This is a genomic window from Methanobrevibacter arboriphilus (assembly GCF_019669925.1).
Classification (GTDB): domain Archaea; phylum Methanobacteriota; class Methanobacteria; order Methanobacteriales; family Methanobacteriaceae; genus Methanobinarius; species Methanobinarius arboriphilus_A.
Genome location: NZ_AP019779.1, coordinates 653,222 through 667,844 on the forward strand (window position 1 = coordinate 653,222; position 14,623 = coordinate 667,844).

The 14,623-nt window shown below is 28.6% G+C and carries 17 protein-coding genes; 2 read left to right on the forward strand and 15 right to left on the reverse strand.

Going from position 1 to position 14,623, the window contains the following annotated elements:
• The first annotated feature begins 74 nt into the window (after nucleotides 1-74).
• Nucleotides 75-512 (forward strand): hypothetical protein, encoded by a 438-nt coding sequence (locus MarbSA_RS02695; RefSeq protein ID WP_054834749.1) that lies wholly within the window; start codon nucleotides 75-77, stop codon nucleotides 510-512.
• A 282-nt stretch (nucleotides 513-794) separates the two neighbouring features.
• Here MarbSA_RS02695 and MarbSA_RS02700 read toward each other — a convergent pair whose 3' ends face one another.
• From MarbSA_RS02700 to MarbSA_RS02770, 15 genes are all read right to left on the reverse strand, one after another.
• Complete coding sequence (locus MarbSA_RS02700) at nucleotides 795-1,166, reverse strand: hypothetical protein (RefSeq protein ID WP_054834811.1); 372 nt, start codon at nucleotides 1,164-1,166, stop codon at nucleotides 795-797.
• 49 nt (nucleotides 1,167-1,215) lie between these two features.
• On the reverse strand, nucleotides 1,216-2,088 hold the full coding sequence (locus tag MarbSA_RS02705; protein ID WP_054834812.1) for a virulence RhuM family protein: 873 nt from the start codon (nucleotides 2,086-2,088) through the stop codon (nucleotides 1,216-1,218).
• A 214-nt stretch (nucleotides 2,089-2,302) separates the two neighbouring features.
• Entirely contained in the window at nucleotides 2,303-2,776 is a 474-nt protein-coding gene (locus tag MarbSA_RS02710) for a hypothetical protein (protein WP_054834813.1), read from the reverse strand.
• A gap of 17 nt (nucleotides 2,777-2,793) precedes the next feature.
• A complete protein-coding gene (locus MarbSA_RS02715) occupies nucleotides 2,794-3,864 on the reverse strand; it encodes a hypothetical protein (protein ID WP_054834814.1) in 1,071 nt (356 codons plus the stop codon).
• The gene (locus tag MarbSA_RS02720; protein WP_054834815.1) at nucleotides 3,861-4,223 is read right to left on the reverse strand and encodes a helix-hairpin-helix domain-containing protein; all 363 of its coding nucleotides are present in this window, start codon (nucleotides 4,221-4,223) and stop codon (nucleotides 3,861-3,863) included. The genes MarbSA_RS02715 and MarbSA_RS02720 overlap by 4 nt, the downstream gene beginning before the upstream one ends.
• 39 nt (nucleotides 4,224-4,262) lie before the next feature.
• Nucleotides 4,263-4,754 (reverse strand): hypothetical protein, encoded by a 492-nt coding sequence (locus MarbSA_RS02725; RefSeq protein ID WP_054834816.1) that lies wholly within the window; start codon nucleotides 4,752-4,754, stop codon nucleotides 4,263-4,265.
• Between the two features lie 5 nt (nucleotides 4,755-4,759).
• Nucleotides 4,760-5,215 (reverse strand): hypothetical protein, encoded by a 456-nt coding sequence (locus MarbSA_RS02730; protein WP_054834817.1) that lies wholly within the window; start codon nucleotides 5,213-5,215, stop codon nucleotides 4,760-4,762.
• A gap of 26 nt (nucleotides 5,216-5,241) precedes the next feature.
• A complete protein-coding gene (locus tag MarbSA_RS02735) occupies nucleotides 5,242-5,751 on the reverse strand; it encodes a hypothetical protein (protein WP_054834818.1) in 510 nt (169 codons plus the stop codon).
• A gap of 29 nt (nucleotides 5,752-5,780) precedes the next feature.
• A complete protein-coding gene (locus MarbSA_RS02740; protein WP_221061812.1) occupies nucleotides 5,781-7,058 on the reverse strand; it encodes a carboxypeptidase-like regulatory domain-containing protein in 1,278 nt (425 codons plus the stop codon).
• Between the two features lie 23 nt (nucleotides 7,059-7,081).
• Entirely contained in the window at nucleotides 7,082-8,437 is a 1,356-nt protein-coding gene (locus MarbSA_RS02745; protein WP_156314585.1) for an XkdF-like putative serine protease domain-containing protein, read from the reverse strand.
• Nucleotides 8,438-8,761: 324 nt separating this feature from the next.
• Entirely contained in the window at nucleotides 8,762-8,941 is a 180-nt protein-coding gene (locus tag MarbSA_RS02750; RefSeq protein ID WP_054834821.1) for a hypothetical protein, read from the reverse strand.
• Between the two features lie 34 nt (nucleotides 8,942-8,975).
• Nucleotides 8,976-10,406, reverse strand: coding sequence for an ADP-ribosyltransferase (locus MarbSA_RS02755; RefSeq protein WP_221061813.1), 1,431 nt, complete (start codon nucleotides 10,404-10,406; stop codon nucleotides 8,976-8,978).
• Nucleotides 10,321-11,853 carry a phage portal protein gene (locus MarbSA_RS02760; protein ID WP_221061814.1) on the reverse strand — a complete coding sequence of 511 codons (1,533 nt, stop codon included), beginning with the start codon at nucleotides 11,851-11,853 and terminating at the stop codon, nucleotides 10,321-10,323. Before MarbSA_RS02760 ends, MarbSA_RS02755 begins: the two co-directional genes overlap by 86 nt.
• Nucleotides 11,850-13,304, reverse strand: coding sequence for a hypothetical protein (locus MarbSA_RS02765; protein ID WP_221061815.1), 1,455 nt, complete (start codon nucleotides 13,302-13,304; stop codon nucleotides 11,850-11,852). The genes MarbSA_RS02760 and MarbSA_RS02765 overlap by 4 nt, the downstream gene beginning before the upstream one ends.
• Complete coding sequence (locus MarbSA_RS02770; RefSeq protein WP_054834828.1) at nucleotides 13,301-13,888, reverse strand: hypothetical protein; 588 nt, start codon at nucleotides 13,886-13,888, stop codon at nucleotides 13,301-13,303. Before MarbSA_RS02770 ends, MarbSA_RS02765 begins: the two co-directional genes overlap by 4 nt.
• 490 nt (nucleotides 13,889-14,378) lie before the next feature.
• Here MarbSA_RS02770 and MarbSA_RS02775 point away from each other — a divergent pair, with 490 nt between their 5' ends.
• Nucleotides 14,379-14,612: a hypothetical protein gene (locus tag MarbSA_RS02775; RefSeq protein WP_054834715.1), complete on the forward strand. Its 234-nt coding sequence runs from the start codon at nucleotides 14,379-14,381 to the stop codon at nucleotides 14,610-14,612.
• Nucleotides 14,613-14,623 lie beyond the last annotated feature (11 nt).

Here is a 14,623-nt window from a genome sequence, read left to right on the forward strand (position 1 = left end):
TTTAGAAAAGATTAATAAGTATAATAAGAAAAAATAATAATATTTAATAAAAATAGTATATGAGGTAATAAAATATGGAAAATAAAAAGATAATTATAATATTAATAGCAATAATAGCTATTATTACTGTATCTGCAGTTGGTGGAATTATGGTTTTAAATAATGGAAATTTAACATTAGATACTGATGCATATGTAGTTAGTTCAAGTATGAATACAGTTAATGAACATAATTATACTGATACTGATTTGAATATTACTTATGATATCAAAAATTCAACTAATATATATTTAAGAATTGGAAATTTAGAAAATGGACCTTATTCTGCAGAATTTATATATTACGATAGTAATGGAAAACAATTATCAAAAGAAACTATTAGTGCTGTTGGAGGGTCAAGCCAAACTGAAAGATCTTTTTCATCAAATATAGAGACACATAATCTTGATCATATTAATTTTAAAATATTTGATCGTGGTAATATGGTTTTTAATGGGACTATAAGTAAATAAAATATAAGTGATTAATATGAAAAATTATAAAAAAATTAATAATTATAAACCATATAAATATATTATATATTATTAATTCCTTTTTTTTTATTTATTTTTATTTTCTTTTTCCTCCTGCCATAATGAATTTGTATCGTAGCACCTCATTTGTAATAACTTCAAAAGCAAGTCTGACAAAACCTGAACGATTATTAAGATCTTCTTGATCTAATAATAACAATCCTGCACAATATTTTCGTGTTATGTGTCCTAACTTGCCATTTTCAAAGTTAAGGTGCTTCTTTAAAAAGCTAATTGTATGCCACTAGACTTGATGTCAAATCCTGATTCTACTAATATTTTATTAGCTATTGTAATTGTTAAACCACCTAAGCCATCGAATAAAGCTTTTAACTCATCAATAGTATATAATCGTTTTTCTTCTGGATTGTATAATGTTTGTGATAAAAGATAAGGTATACGTTCATCTACGTGCTTATTATTCATTTTCATGAAAGTTTTCTGGCTTAATGGTTTGAAGTTTATTGCTACTATTCCATTTCCTAGTTTGAATTTTTCTGTTTGGTAGTAATCTTTTTGTGTTATTTTTACCTCTGTTTCAGCTAATAATTCATTTAAGCTTTTTTCTTGTATTTTCGGTTTATTTTCACTCATAATTTTTACTCCTTTAAAAAATTAATAATATATATTAAAATAGTTTTTTTTAACATCCTATTGCTTCTAATAAATCAATTTGTACAGTATAATCATGATATATTTTACCTAAAAGTTTACTCATTGATACTGCTTCTCTGTGTGCTTGACTTGCAGCTATTTCAGCTAATTCAATAACTTTAACATATCTTGGAACATACCTTTCTTTTTCCATTAAAAAACTAAAAATAGTTTCAGCACTTATCATAGCTTTTAATTCTACATCAGTTAAATAATCTCTAAGCAACCTATTATGTGGTACTTTTCTTATTTCCCGTAATTCTTTAGCTGTGTGTCCAGTTATATGAATGTTGAATACATCACTGATTTTACTACAAAGATTAGGAGATGCTATCTCTAACTCTGATAAATACTCATTCCTTCCTAAATTAATAAAAATACTTAAACTTCTTTGTTGCAATTGAGGGGTTGATTTTCCTTCATTTAACCATAAATCACGGTTTTTAAGATGGTTGACAGTGGGTTTTTTGTTACCTACAATTTCAAAGAAAGATTTAGTTGAAGTTATTTTTAAATCGCCTTTTCTTAAGCCTTCAAGTAATTCTTTAATATGGTTTCTAAATTCTAACGCTCTTGGACTTCTAAGCCACATACCAAGACTATACAAAACATTTATATCATAAAAATTCACAGGTTTATCAGAACCGACTAATATGCATTTTTGCATATTGCTATTTTGATCAATTTCACCAACTTTTAACAATTCATTAATGTTTCTATCAATAGTTGATTGATTTACATCAAATAAAACAGTGAAAAAACGGTTTGTAAACCAACACATACTATTGTCATCTATTTTAGTTTCTCTTTCATCTAATCCGTAGCCATGGATTAAATCTTTAAATTTTTCTAAATTATTCATAATTTTACTCCTTAATATCATGTTACCACACAGTTATAATTTTAACGACCCATATTAAGGATTTCTGTGCGGTAGGGTCGCCAACTAACGTATCTGGCACGGTTTACCAACTTGTACAAAAAAGGTAAATATCCTATGAGCAGACTTGCACTACTCCATTAAAAACAGCTTTTTGTTTATAGGATAAAAAAAAATTAATAAAAGTATATTAAATTTAGCCTACTCCTTCGAGTGGTGTAGAACCATCATAACCATCTACTAATTCAGTTAATTTATTAGTTTTAATAGTCATTTTATTACTGAATTGGTCTTCAGGACTCCATTCACTTGTTCTTTTAATAGTACCTCCAAACATTAAAAATTCATGCACATAAGGAGTAGAATCAATAGAATCATTTGTATTTTCTTCACCACTCCATAATGCAGAGTAAAAATTACCCACTGCAAAAACTCTTAATTGTTCTTTAATTTGCTGCTTATTTTTACCATACGCAACACCTTCAACACTAACCTCTGCACCAGTATTAGGAGCACCTATTTGTACTTCACCATCACTGGTTAATTTAGTGCTAGTATCATCAGCTTTTTCTGGTGAAAAACTTGTTAAAAAGTTAAATTCAACTGGTCTTGCATTTTCTTTAAGCCATACTTTTAAAACACCGTTTTTAAGATCTATTACTCCAGACATAAATCCATCCTCCTTTTTTAGTTTATTATATCAATATTTCCTAGAACATCAACAATAGTTAGAATATTGTCTTGTTTATCATTCATTAAAATTTCTACTTTAGGTGAGCTTGTTTTACTAATACTTGTTTTTAAATCAGTAATGAATCCTGCTTTAAGATATTTCTCTTTTATATTAGAAACAGCCATGTTAAAATCTTCAGAAGCAATACGATTATTGTCTTTTCCAATAATATTAAATATAGCTCTTCTAATTTCATTCATAATCAAATGATGTACTCTGTCTATTTTAAGATCATTAGTATCATTTATTTTTTCATTCCAAGTACAAGTCCCACTATTGACAATCTGAAGTATATTATTAACTTTATCCCTATAACCAGTAGCTAAAGCACCATTATTCAATATAGCTTCATAAATACTTGTTCCATACTTTTCTTTAGTTGTTTCTCCAACTACTCCATCGAGAACATAATGAGTTAAGCTTCTATTTTCATCAACACTAGCAACTAAACCAGCGAAATAAACACTCATATCAATTATTGAGTATTCTTCAGATTCTATTTCCTGAGGAGTAGTAGCTATTGCATAAATTCCTCCTGTTTTGAATTGATTGAAAACAGCAGTTAAACTTGATGTTTCTGGATCTGTAGGATAGATTAATCCAAAACCAAACATATTTTGGAATTGCTCGTCCCTAAATGTTTTATACATTTCTAATTGATCTGATGTTAATAAATATGGAATATTAATTATACTAACTTCTGTTTTTTCTAATTCTTCAAAAGCATTAGATAATTTTTCATTTGTTAAAGCATAATCTGGTGTAGTTGTGCCAGTTGTTATATTAACAAGTACAATGTCTTTAAGTGTTGGAAAATGTTTTTGTAATAACTGTAAATATTTATATCCTAACGCTTCAGTAATTTCTGTTTTTTGATCTTCAACAGCTTGCTCAATAGTAGGATATGCTTTAAACGCAAATGAACTGTCTTTAAACGGTGCTATAATGCATAAAACATTTCTATTCCCAATATTTTTAATAGTTTCAGTTCCTTCACTATAATTAATCTTTGGTTCACCTATCATTCTATTTTTCCTCCTTTATATTCTTCAAAGGCTTCTTTTAACTTTTCACCTTTTAAATCTTTATTATATTTTTCACTGGCTTTGAATCCAGCTACAAGATACTGGTTTTCTTTTTTTAAATCAAAATCATATTTTTTTTCTTCTAAACTAGTATAATCTATTTCAATATTTTCAGCTGCATTTTCCAATTCTTTAGAAAAACTTACAAGATCCTTAGCTAATTTATTACCAATTTTAGCTTTTTCAGCTAACTCCTCAGGTTCAACAATAGCTAAATCAATGATTGTATTATAACCTGCATCTCGTAGTTTTTGTGCTGTTTTTTCCCCTACTTCGGGCAATTCTTCAAATTCAACCATAATTAATCATTCCTAATTTATTTCATAAAATAAGTCTCTTCACTTATTTATTTCTGTATCATCAAAAAAGACACTAAAATCCTCATTTTCTTCTTGATTATAAATATCAATTTCATCAATTTGAACTAGCATATTACTTGCTTTAAGTGCAAACTTGCTCCCATACTTAGAAGAACTATTTCTAAAAACCATATTTGTACGTTTCAACACATCATCCGTTTTAAGAACATTTTTAACAGCTCGACGAGTTGATCTAAGTAATTTACTAACCTCACTATAATCAGCTTTTTTAGTTTTAATATAAACCTCAGTCAAAGCTTTATAATGATCACTATTACTTGTACTATAGTCATGTTCTTCATTAGCTTCTGCAACAATAATAACATTTGATTCTTCAACTAAAACTCCCTCATATGGAAAGGTAACTTTAAATTTCCTTATTAAAGGGTGATTTGATTTTTTCAAAGCATTATAAATCAGAAATGCACTTGTTTCTGTAGTACTAGTATCAGATATTATTTCTTTATCCATAATTATCAGCCCAACTTACTTCTTACAACTTCCCATCCTATTTTCTGAATATCTTTTTGAATATAGTTCAATGAAGGTTCAGCAAAGGGTTTACCTTCGTATTTAACACTTCCTAACTCAATAACAATTGGATATGGGAAACCATCTTCAGATAAAGCAGTTGCTCCAACATCAACCTCACCTTGAGCAGAAGGTTCAACAAAAATAGTATTAACCATCTGAGTAGTGTCAACAGTTCCATTCATCCAAATAAACTGTTCTTGATAAGATCTTATTCTTTCAGCTACACGATTAGATAATGCATTAGGTACATCATTTTCGATTTTTGATTTTATATTCTTCAGAATACTAATAGCTGGAGCAAAAACATCATTATCAATACTATTTATAGTTTTATCAATTTGTGAAGTATCAGTTTTAACACTAACTCTAGTTTTCAATTCAGAAAGTATTGCTCCCATAATAAAACAAGCCCCTTCTTATTTTTTTAGATAGCACTTATTTCAATATGAACTCCTTTGATAAAAGGCTCAATAATTGTTAAATATTTTTTAAAAAGCTTACCACCTTGACCATAATCAATAGTACCTTCATCATTATTTACTGTGACAGATGTATTGTACTTTAACCATAAATTAGAAGCTGTTAATTTAATAACACCATTAAAAAATAATCTAGCCTTTATTTCATCCAAATCATCAATATCATAACGATTAGTATAAGATAATGCTTCATCAAAAGCTTTATTGAAAAAGTCTTCAACTTCCTTTATAGAAACATTATGATTAATACTAATATTTTTTAGCTGTTCTTCATCATCATGATCAATGAATAGTTGGCTTGATCCATCAGATTCAGTATCTTCTGAATTTATTAATTGCCAACCATCAAGTTCAATCAAAATCTTTCTAGCTAATTCTTCTGAAAAAATAGGAATATTAGTTTCTGAAGGTTCTTCAAGATTTGTATCATGAGGAGGAATGTTTCCAATATTCATGCTAAAAACTATCCTTCCTAAATATTTTCTTATTCTGCTGTTAAAGTGAAAGATATTTCTGTATCATCGTTAATAGTAACAGGTTCAATTAATGTTTCATAACCAGTAGCTGTGACAGTAGCAGTCCAATCACCAGCAACAACACTATTAAGAACACCTTTACCATCAACTCCGACGGTAACTTGTCTTGTCACATTATCACTATTTTTAAGTACTGCTTTAGCTCCGTCGATAGGATTATCAGAACTGTCTTTAACAAAAACAGGGACAGTAGGTATGGTTTCTATAGGTGATATGTCCCCTCCATCGGCGATTAAACTTTCTTCTAATATATCAAGAGGAATAGTTGTAGTTACTGCACCTTCTCTGAAGTACATATCCATATCTCCACGAACACGGAACCAATAATCAGTTCTTTCAAGACCTGCTTTTCTTTCAGGTTCAATACTCATGTTCTTCCTAATACCCCATGCAAGATTTTTAGGATCAGTTAACATCATTTTACCAGATGCAATAAGTTCCCTTACCTCAGGGTCATCGAGAGCATTAGGATTTTTAATACTAATCTGTTTGTATTTGAGTTCTGCAAATCCTATTTGTGTTGCATCCCCTAAACCAGTTTGTCTACTAGCTAATAATTCCCTGTATGCGTCTTCAACTTCGAAAGGAACATAAAATACTAGTTTATCTCTTTTACGGAATCTTGGAGACAATTTCTTAATAGCAGTGTTAAATAGTCTTTCTACTTGATTAGCACCCCCCATATCAAAATCAGTTCCTACTTCTAATTGATGAGCTGCTTTTTTAAACCAACCATCACTAATACATAAAAGAGGATCTTGAGATTTAGTTAAATCACTATCTCCAAATGCAGTATATAATGATAAGTCTTCACCAATAGCTCTACCCATTTCACTAAGTAAAAACTGCACTAAGCCTTCCCCTGTGATATTGTCTTCAATATCTTCATCCTGTATTTTTGCACAGGCTTTAAGTTTTCTAGCTATTAAAGTATTAGCTCCAAAACTAAGAGATTTCTTTTCAGTTTCACCTAATTCACGAGTGTTTCCATCATCATCATAACCATTGGTTAATACTCTTCCAACGATTCCAGCACGATTTAAGTTTTTCTCTGGAGCATTCATTAGCTCAGGTTTGGAACCTGCTAACATTATATTGTCTAATGCGGCATAAGCTAAAAACTGACCAAGATGTTCAGGTGATAAAATAGCTTTACCATCTTTTATATTGGTCATATTTTTAAATGCAGCTTCTTGATTTGTTATTTTATCTAAAGTTGTAGTCATTATTAACACACTCTTAATTATTATTATTCATTTTTCATTGATTTTTTAGTTTTATTCATAGAAGCGAATATTCTATCATCTTCAGATTTAGTAGAAACATTAGAATCATCATCTTTTCCTTTTAATGATTGTGATTCTACATCTATTCCTAACTGTTCTGCATATTCTTTATTTTTCTCAACAACTTCGTTATATTCTTTTTTACTTACAACTTCCTCATCTTCATCATTTTCGGGTTTTTTTACAGTGAAATCTATTTTAGATGTATCTATCCCTAAATCTTCTAAATCTTTTTTTATTTTATCAAGTTTTTTCTTCTTCTTATCTTCATCAGTTTCATTTGCTGCTTTAACAGCTTCAACTAATTTATCTTCCTGTTTTTCAAATTTTTCATCTAATATTGTATCTAATTCAGCTTTAGTCACAACATCTTTGTTTTTTTCATTATCATTAGTCATTTTATCACTTTTTAATCCAAGAGAATTATCCTCTCTTTCATTATTTGCTTTATCAATCAATTTACCTAATGAATCCCAAGCATTTTTTAATTTATTAAATGTGGAATCACTTATACTACGCCCTGCTTTTTTAGCTACTTCTAACATTTTTTTAGCTACAAATTCTTGTTCAACTTCCACAGGCTCTCCAAATTCAATAGTATCATCCAATCCAATAGAATATAGAATCTCATAATATTTTTCCTCTTTCCAACTATGAACAACTACCTTATCATCATAAGTCAATTGAACATAGTTATCATCACCAAATTTTTTTCTAATAGCTCCTGAAATTTTATCTCTTTTAGCTTCAAAAGACTCTTTTTTATCTGATTTAGTAGCTGCTTTAACACTACAAAATTTAGCACCAAAAACACATGGTTTTTCCACGAGTGCTATTGTTGCAACAGCAGGATCTGGAATATCTTTAATAAGAACACGACCTTTTTCAGCAGCTTCTTTAAGAACAATATCATCAGCAACAGCTTCTTCAAGTACAGTGACACTTCCACCCGTATAAATGCCTTTATCAACTTTATCCCAAGCATCATCATCAAAAACTTTCAAAGTTCCCATCCAAGTACCTTCAGGATAAGTAATCTCATCACCTTCAATGGTTTTCATAGCTGTGTCTTCTCTTAATTGCCAAGATTCGACAGGAACAGCTACTTCTTTTTTAGTTTTAATATAGGTATGGCCTCCATCGACTTTCCTATATTTTTCCATATATTTGTGAGAAAAATCAGCTATTTCTTCTATTGATAATTGTTTTTCTCCATGTGGAGCGTCGCAATCATCATAGTTTGGAATCAGTAAAGGTAATGTGATGAGTCTTTGTTCTTCATTTTTGTTTACAATCATTGTTTTTGCAATTGTAATCACCTTTTTCTAATTAGTTCTACAGTCAAAATTACATTATAATAAATAATTTGTAAGATTTTGGTGGTGGTTGTCCTATTATTTTAATAAACATGAATAAACCTCTTTTTCATAGCTATCGCTAATATAACTTATTAAAATGTAATAAAATAGGGTTTTTAAAAAATTAGATATAGCTATCACTAGAATAACTTGTTATGAATGCTTTAAAAATTGATTTTAAAATTTTTAGATTAAAAAAGCCAACAACCCAATTTTGGTTATTGGCTTAAAAATCATTTATAAATTAAATATAAAAATTATTAAATAAAAAAGAAAAGTTAATTATTATTGTGGATCAGTTAAAGAACCAACCCATTTGGCTTCACTCATTTTGCGGAATATTTCAGGATTGTTTTTTCTAAAATCATCCATCTCTTTTTCTATCTCAGCAGATTCTTCAGCAGGAATGCCTTCAGTTAAATATCTACTTCGATAAGTTTTATATTCTTCAAAATTTTTAATCATCTTAATCACTTAATATATTGTTATATTTTTATTATTATAAATAATTTAGGGCACAATGAACTATGCCATTTGATTTATTGATTTTATAAACTTCTAATACAGTACCTTTGGGTAATAAAAACTCTACTTCTTCAGGCCTTAAAGAATTTTGTTTTATATAAACTCCTTTAGTTCCTTTTGGAGCATCAATCTGCAAAATACTTCCTTTTTCTGTAGCATGGAATTTTGCAACACCTCTATCAAAACTAGTTGAAGCAAAACCACTGTGTTCAATAGATTGACCTAAATAAAAGTCATTAACATTATTTTTAAACCCTCTAAAAAGATTTGTATCTTCAACTAGCTTAACTTGACTATTATTTAAATTTTTCACCATATTTTTATATTTTTGTTCATTTATACCATATTTAGTTTCTAAATCAGAATTCCATTTACCATTATGATTTATAAGACAATCATTAACAATGTTACCATCATCAGAATACATTTTCATGGATCTTTTCACATTTTCAGAATATTCTTTACTATACTTTTTATCTAATTCTTTTAAACTATCTTCAGATAGTTGATTATTAATTTCTTCATAATCACTATAATCAGATATTATTTCATAGGTACATCCACAATTAATAATATTTCCAGGATTATGATAATTTTCTACATCACCAGGAAACAATAGATGATCTATATCACCACTAACTTCATTTTTAACTTCAAACATATCTTCAAGTTCAACAATCTCATCATCCATATTACTATGACGAGTATTTTCCAATCCAGACCATATCCATTTTTTATGAGTATATACAGGAGGTAAACCATTAGCTCTAGCTTCTTCATTAATAGCTAAAGCTTCGTCATAATCAACCCTATGAGTTTTATAATTTTCAAGATTCTTAGCAAGATTATTTAGTTCTTTATAAGACAAATCGCGACCATTATACATTTTCCCCTCTTCAAGAGATCGTTCAAGAATTTCTTGTCTTGAAACAGTCGGACTTAATTTTTCACTTAAACTATTATATTTATCTAAATCAATTTTAGATTGTTCTAAAGTTCTTTCAACATATTCAAGATTCTTTAAAACTCGCTCAGTTTCCAATTCAGATATAATTCGAGCAGTATTATCTGCAGAAACACTAATAAGATTTCTTGTGACAGCATTATTATCTGTTAAAGGACTATTAAGTATTGTCTGAAAATCACGTACAATAGTAGGATTATTAAGACTGAAAATGTTTAAGAAAATAGCTTCTTGAGCAAAACTATTAGCTGTATACTTATTAAGATCAGGATCATTAATTTGATTAACTTTTTTATCAATAAGATTATTTAGATAAATCTGCAATTGCCTATATAAATCTTTTTCAGACTTAAAACTATACTTTTTTGGATGGTTTGAACTTTTTAAAGCCATTATACACTGATCTAAATGACCAATCACTTTTCGTGCTAGTTTTGGCATTGTTTTCAACCTCTTGTATAATATTATCTCTCAGATTTTCAAGATTCACAATAACAGGATCAACATCCCTATCTTCTTCTAAAGGGATGTTGTTTAAATAATACATATCCATTAAAGGATTATCAGTAACAGGTTCAAGTCCATTACGACGTCTAACTTCATTAGGAGTGAGAGCTGCATGATCCATTAACTTACAATCATTATCTATTTTCTGTGTAAGATCATCTGTATCTAATGTTTTAAGTTCAAAATTATAATCAAATATTTTAAATCCCCATTCGTGGCGAACAATATACTTATTAATCAAAGCAGCTAATGTTCTCTGTTGAGGAATCACTACACTTTCTTTATAATTTTTCTTAGTTTCGCCTGCAACATTACCTCCTAATGCTCCAGTAGTGATTACTCCTGCACGATTAGGATCGACACCATGACTAGTTAGTACTTCATCACGGTTATCAACACGGTACATTCTGAAACTAGCTTCTTTAGTCTCAACAGATAACTTTTCAAACCGTATTTCAACATTTTTAGCACCTTTACGGCTAGGAATAGTTGTAATCATGACACTATGTGGATTCTTCTTAAAAGATTTAAACTTATTCTCAATGTTTTTCTGTATTTGAGTTTTACCAGTTTTAGGGTCTTTTTCTCCTGGGTCAAAATCACCTAAAACACTTACTGAGTAAGTGGGAACTCCATAATTTTCAAAGAAAGAAATATTATACTCTGCTCTTGTTTTATCACCTAATATGGCATTATGTGCAGAAACAGAATCTGGCTCACCATAATATTCATCATCAGTTGAATATTTAACACTTAGTATAATCTCAGTAGCTCTTTTATCAGTGGATAAATAACCTAATGGGTGTTCTTCACCATTTTCTTTATCAATGTCTTTTTCATACCCAATGCGTTTAAACCATCTTTCTTTAGTTCCTCTAATCTGACAGTATTTATTTTCATCTTGATGAATACGTACTGTTTTAGCTGGAATATGAGCTATTTTCTTAGGAATACCTTTAGCTGCATATCCTGTTCTTATAACTTCTAAAACACAATATCCTAATTCTTCAATGTCTCTTCTATTTTTTCGTAATATATCTTCAAGAATTTCATCCGAACCTTCAAAAAACTCTTGTAAAAGTATCTTATTTTTCTCATTAGGATTATCAGTGACAGGTTTAATATTATAACCTAAACCTCCAATATCATTAGATTTTATACGACAAGAAGCTCTATGATAAGTATTAATTTTAGATAGTTTAGCTAATTTATAAGGATCAAGCTTAGGCTGAATAAGACCTTTGTTTCCATAAAAATCATTAAAAGGGTCTTTGATTTGCTGAGATTCTTCTATTGATTCTGATTTAATAGAGTATTGTTCAAATACACTAGATTCAACAGCTTCATCATCTACTATAAAAAATTCAGGAGTTCTGCTCATACTACACTCGCCACCGCTTTTCTTAAATAATGTTTATTATTTCTAATCCAATTATATCCTAAGGTAGCACTATCAACAAGATTGGGGCTCACTTCCATAATTGGCTTCATTTGTAACATTTCATTACAAAATAAAGTATAATAATCCTGCGTTATCTCATCTTCAGTATAATTCTTTTCTTTCAATCTTTCATTGATGTAAACTTTTTCATTCTTAAGACCTTTTCTCAATGGTATAGCTCTTGCATACTTATTGCCAACTGGTTTTTCGACATCTAAATCCATATCTAAATTGTCAAATATATCATACCAATATTTCTCAGTATACAAGAAACTCCCTCCTTCCATTTCCAATATTCCAACTCCAGGATAGCGACCATTATCATTATCTTCTTCAACATGAGATATAATAAGTTCTTCACCTTCTTCAGTTTTAGTTTGACTTGCATTATCCAGAAACATATTACCTGTGTTATAATCATAAGTATATGTCCAAACTGCAAACTTATCACGACCTCTCCCAGCTAAATCCATGAATAAAATACTACTTGTATCGTGTAATGATTTTATGAACTTGTCTACATTAATACATCTTGTATCCATTAGTTCTTTTTTTATAAAACCAGTTACACCAGGAATATGACTAAAATTACCATTTTTATAAGCTTGTTTTTCATCTTCATCCATTTCATTAAGAGTTTGCTCGTATTCAGCTTGTTTAATGTGAGGGTTTGTATCCCATTGTAAACGAATATAAAAATAGTTTGTTTTGGTTTTATCTTTTATATATGTCTTATCAAAGTAATTATTAACTGTTAAGTTATTTAATTGAGGATTTCCAAAACATAAAAATAGTAAAGGATAGAATGAATTTTTATCTTGTCTAAGAGTACTTTTGAGGTTATCTAGTATCTTTTTACTGTTTTGCAAAGCTTCATCATTAATTATAATATGGTTTGATTTACTTTGAGTACTGTCAGCTTTTTTATCATAATTAAATGCTCTGAACTTTATAACAGCTCCACCAAGAGTGGTGTATTGTCTTTCTTTAGCATTCCATTTAAGACCATTTCCATTAGGATACAATTGATTATCCCACATGGTTATATAACCATGTATACTGTTTTTCCCATCTTCAAAAAGGTCATTGTATAATTGCCTGGTGACAGTAATAGTAATTTTTTCTTCAGCTAATAAAAGTGCAATAACAGCACCCATTAGTGTTTTACCACCATATTTACCCCCACCACACAGAATATTATTTACTTGTGGAGATAAGCTTTCAGGGTCAATATTAAATTTAAAACAGTAGTAAATAAGTAATAATTGTTGATGATATTCTAAAACACCTTTTTTAATATCGTTTGGAATATGCCTATTTTTTATCAATGATTTTTCTATAAAATTAACAAACCAGGATTCATTTAAAACCCTGTAATCATTGACTATCATTTTTCTTCAGTAGCTTTTTCTATCGCAATTTCTCTTTGCTTTTTAAAAAAGTTATTTAAATCATTAATATTAACATTAATATCTGGAGGTTCAGGACTATCTTTTAAAATCATAGCTTTAGCCTTAATAGCATCAATCCCTAATCTCTTAACTAAAATCTGAATTTTAACAATATCTGCTTGAGAAGTAACAATACCTCCTCTTGGACCTTCTTCAACATAAAGACTATCTATATCTAAACCAACATTTTCAGCTTCAGAAATAATAGTGTCTAAAGCATCTAAATCGGAGACTCCTTTATTAACAACATCATCAATAGCTTCCTTATTAGCTAACTCTTTATCAACAACTTCATCAACCTTAGACTTCTTATCTTTTTCTTTAACCTTTTGTTGCTTATAATACTCAGAAGCAGTCTTAGATTTTATTTTTTTAACAAAATTATTAATAGCAGTATGAGAAATACTCTCATTATATTCATTCTTCAAGTAATCAGAAATATGCCTTGGAGAAATACTTTTTTCTATCATGTCAAGTATTTCATTAAAATGAGGTGACTTTTCAACCTTGGACTTTGGAGGCATAAATATCAACATCACATCATATTAATTGTAAAGGAAAAATGAATTTTGTAAAGGTTTGTAAAGGTATAATTTACCCCCCTTAAGGGGTGAAAGTGTAAAGGTTACTGTAAAGGTTTACATTAATTGTAAAATATGTGAAAAAATGTTTTTCTTTTATACATCATTTTTATAACATATCAAAAACATATATATAATATAGGTGGTGATTATAAAAATGATAAATTTTAATTTAATATTCGCCACAACAATAATATATGCGATATTTTTAATTGGATGGTTTTTCTTAAACCATAGCTTTAATCAAAGAGTTAGTTATTAGCAAATAAACAAAATCTTTATAGAAATCCATTTAAAACATTTTTTAAATATTTTTATATTATAAATAATTAAATTATATTTTAATATAAAAAATAAAATGTTTAAAAAAAACATCCTATTATTATTTTATTTTTAAAATTTTTTTAATTCTACAATATAATTGGTGATTTATTTGAACTATGAAAAAATAGTAATTACAACAGAAAAAAGAAATTTTGAATATGAAGTAGGTAAAAAAATTAATAGAATTACCCCTCCACAAGGAATTATTGAATCAACAGATATAGTCGAAAGCATTCATATTGATACTGAAAATAAAATAATTTCCATTTCATTTAAAAACTTGAAAAAAATCGTATACCCCATTTCATCAATATTATTCTATGAAGTTTATGATAAAAAATAAACAATATATGG

Bases quoted from the DNA above. Each gene is read 5' to 3' on its own strand.
- MarbSA_RS02700 (WP_054834811.1), bottom strand. From the start codon at position 1,166: ATGAGTGAAAATAAACCGAAAATACAAGAAAAAAGCTTAAATGAATTA.
- MarbSA_RS02725 (WP_054834816.1), bottom strand. From the start codon at position 4,754: ATGGATAAAGAAATAATATCTGATACTAGTACTACAGAAACAAGTGCA.
- MarbSA_RS02720 (WP_054834815.1), bottom strand. From the start codon at position 4,223: ATGGTTGAATTTGAAGAATTGCCCGAAGTAGGGGAAAAAACAGCACAA.
- MarbSA_RS02760 (WP_221061814.1), bottom strand. From the start codon at position 11,853: ATGAGCAGAACTCCTGAATTTTTTATAGTAGATGATGAAGCTGTTGAA.
- MarbSA_RS02705 (WP_054834812.1), bottom strand. From the start codon at position 2,088: ATGAATAATTTAGAAAAATTTAAAGATTTAATCCATGGCTACGGATTA.
- MarbSA_RS02765 (WP_221061815.1), bottom strand. From the start codon at position 13,304: ATGATAGTCAATGATTACAGGGTTTTAAATGAATCCTGGTTTGTTAAT.
- MarbSA_RS02740 (WP_221061812.1), bottom strand. From the start codon at position 7,058: ATGACTACAACTTTAGATAAAATAACAAATCAAGAAGCTGCATTTAAA.
- MarbSA_RS02770 (WP_054834828.1), bottom strand. From the start codon at position 13,888: ATGCCTCCAAAGTCCAAGGTTGAAAAGTCACCTCATTTTAATGAAATA.
- MarbSA_RS02755 (WP_221061813.1), bottom strand. From the start codon at position 10,406: ATGCCAAAACTAGCACGAAAAGTGATTGGTCATTTAGATCAGTGTATA.
- MarbSA_RS02715 (WP_054834814.1), bottom strand. From the start codon at position 3,864: ATGATAGGTGAACCAAAGATTAATTATAGTGAAGGAACTGAAACTATT.
- MarbSA_RS02730 (WP_054834817.1), bottom strand. From the start codon at position 5,215: ATGGGAGCAATACTTTCTGAATTGAAAACTAGAGTTAGTGTTAAAACT.
- MarbSA_RS02695 (WP_054834749.1), top strand. From the start codon at position 75: ATGGAAAATAAAAAGATAATTATAATATTAATAGCAATAATAGCTATT.
- MarbSA_RS02750 (WP_054834821.1), bottom strand. From the start codon at position 8,941: ATGATTAAAAATTTTGAAGAATATAAAACTTATCGAAGTAGATATTTA.
- MarbSA_RS02710 (WP_054834813.1), bottom strand. From the start codon at position 2,776: ATGTCTGGAGTAATAGATCTTAAAAACGGTGTTTTAAAAGTATGGCTT.
- MarbSA_RS02735 (WP_054834818.1), bottom strand. From the start codon at position 5,751: ATGAATATTGGAAACATTCCTCCTCATGATACAAATCTTGAAGAACCT.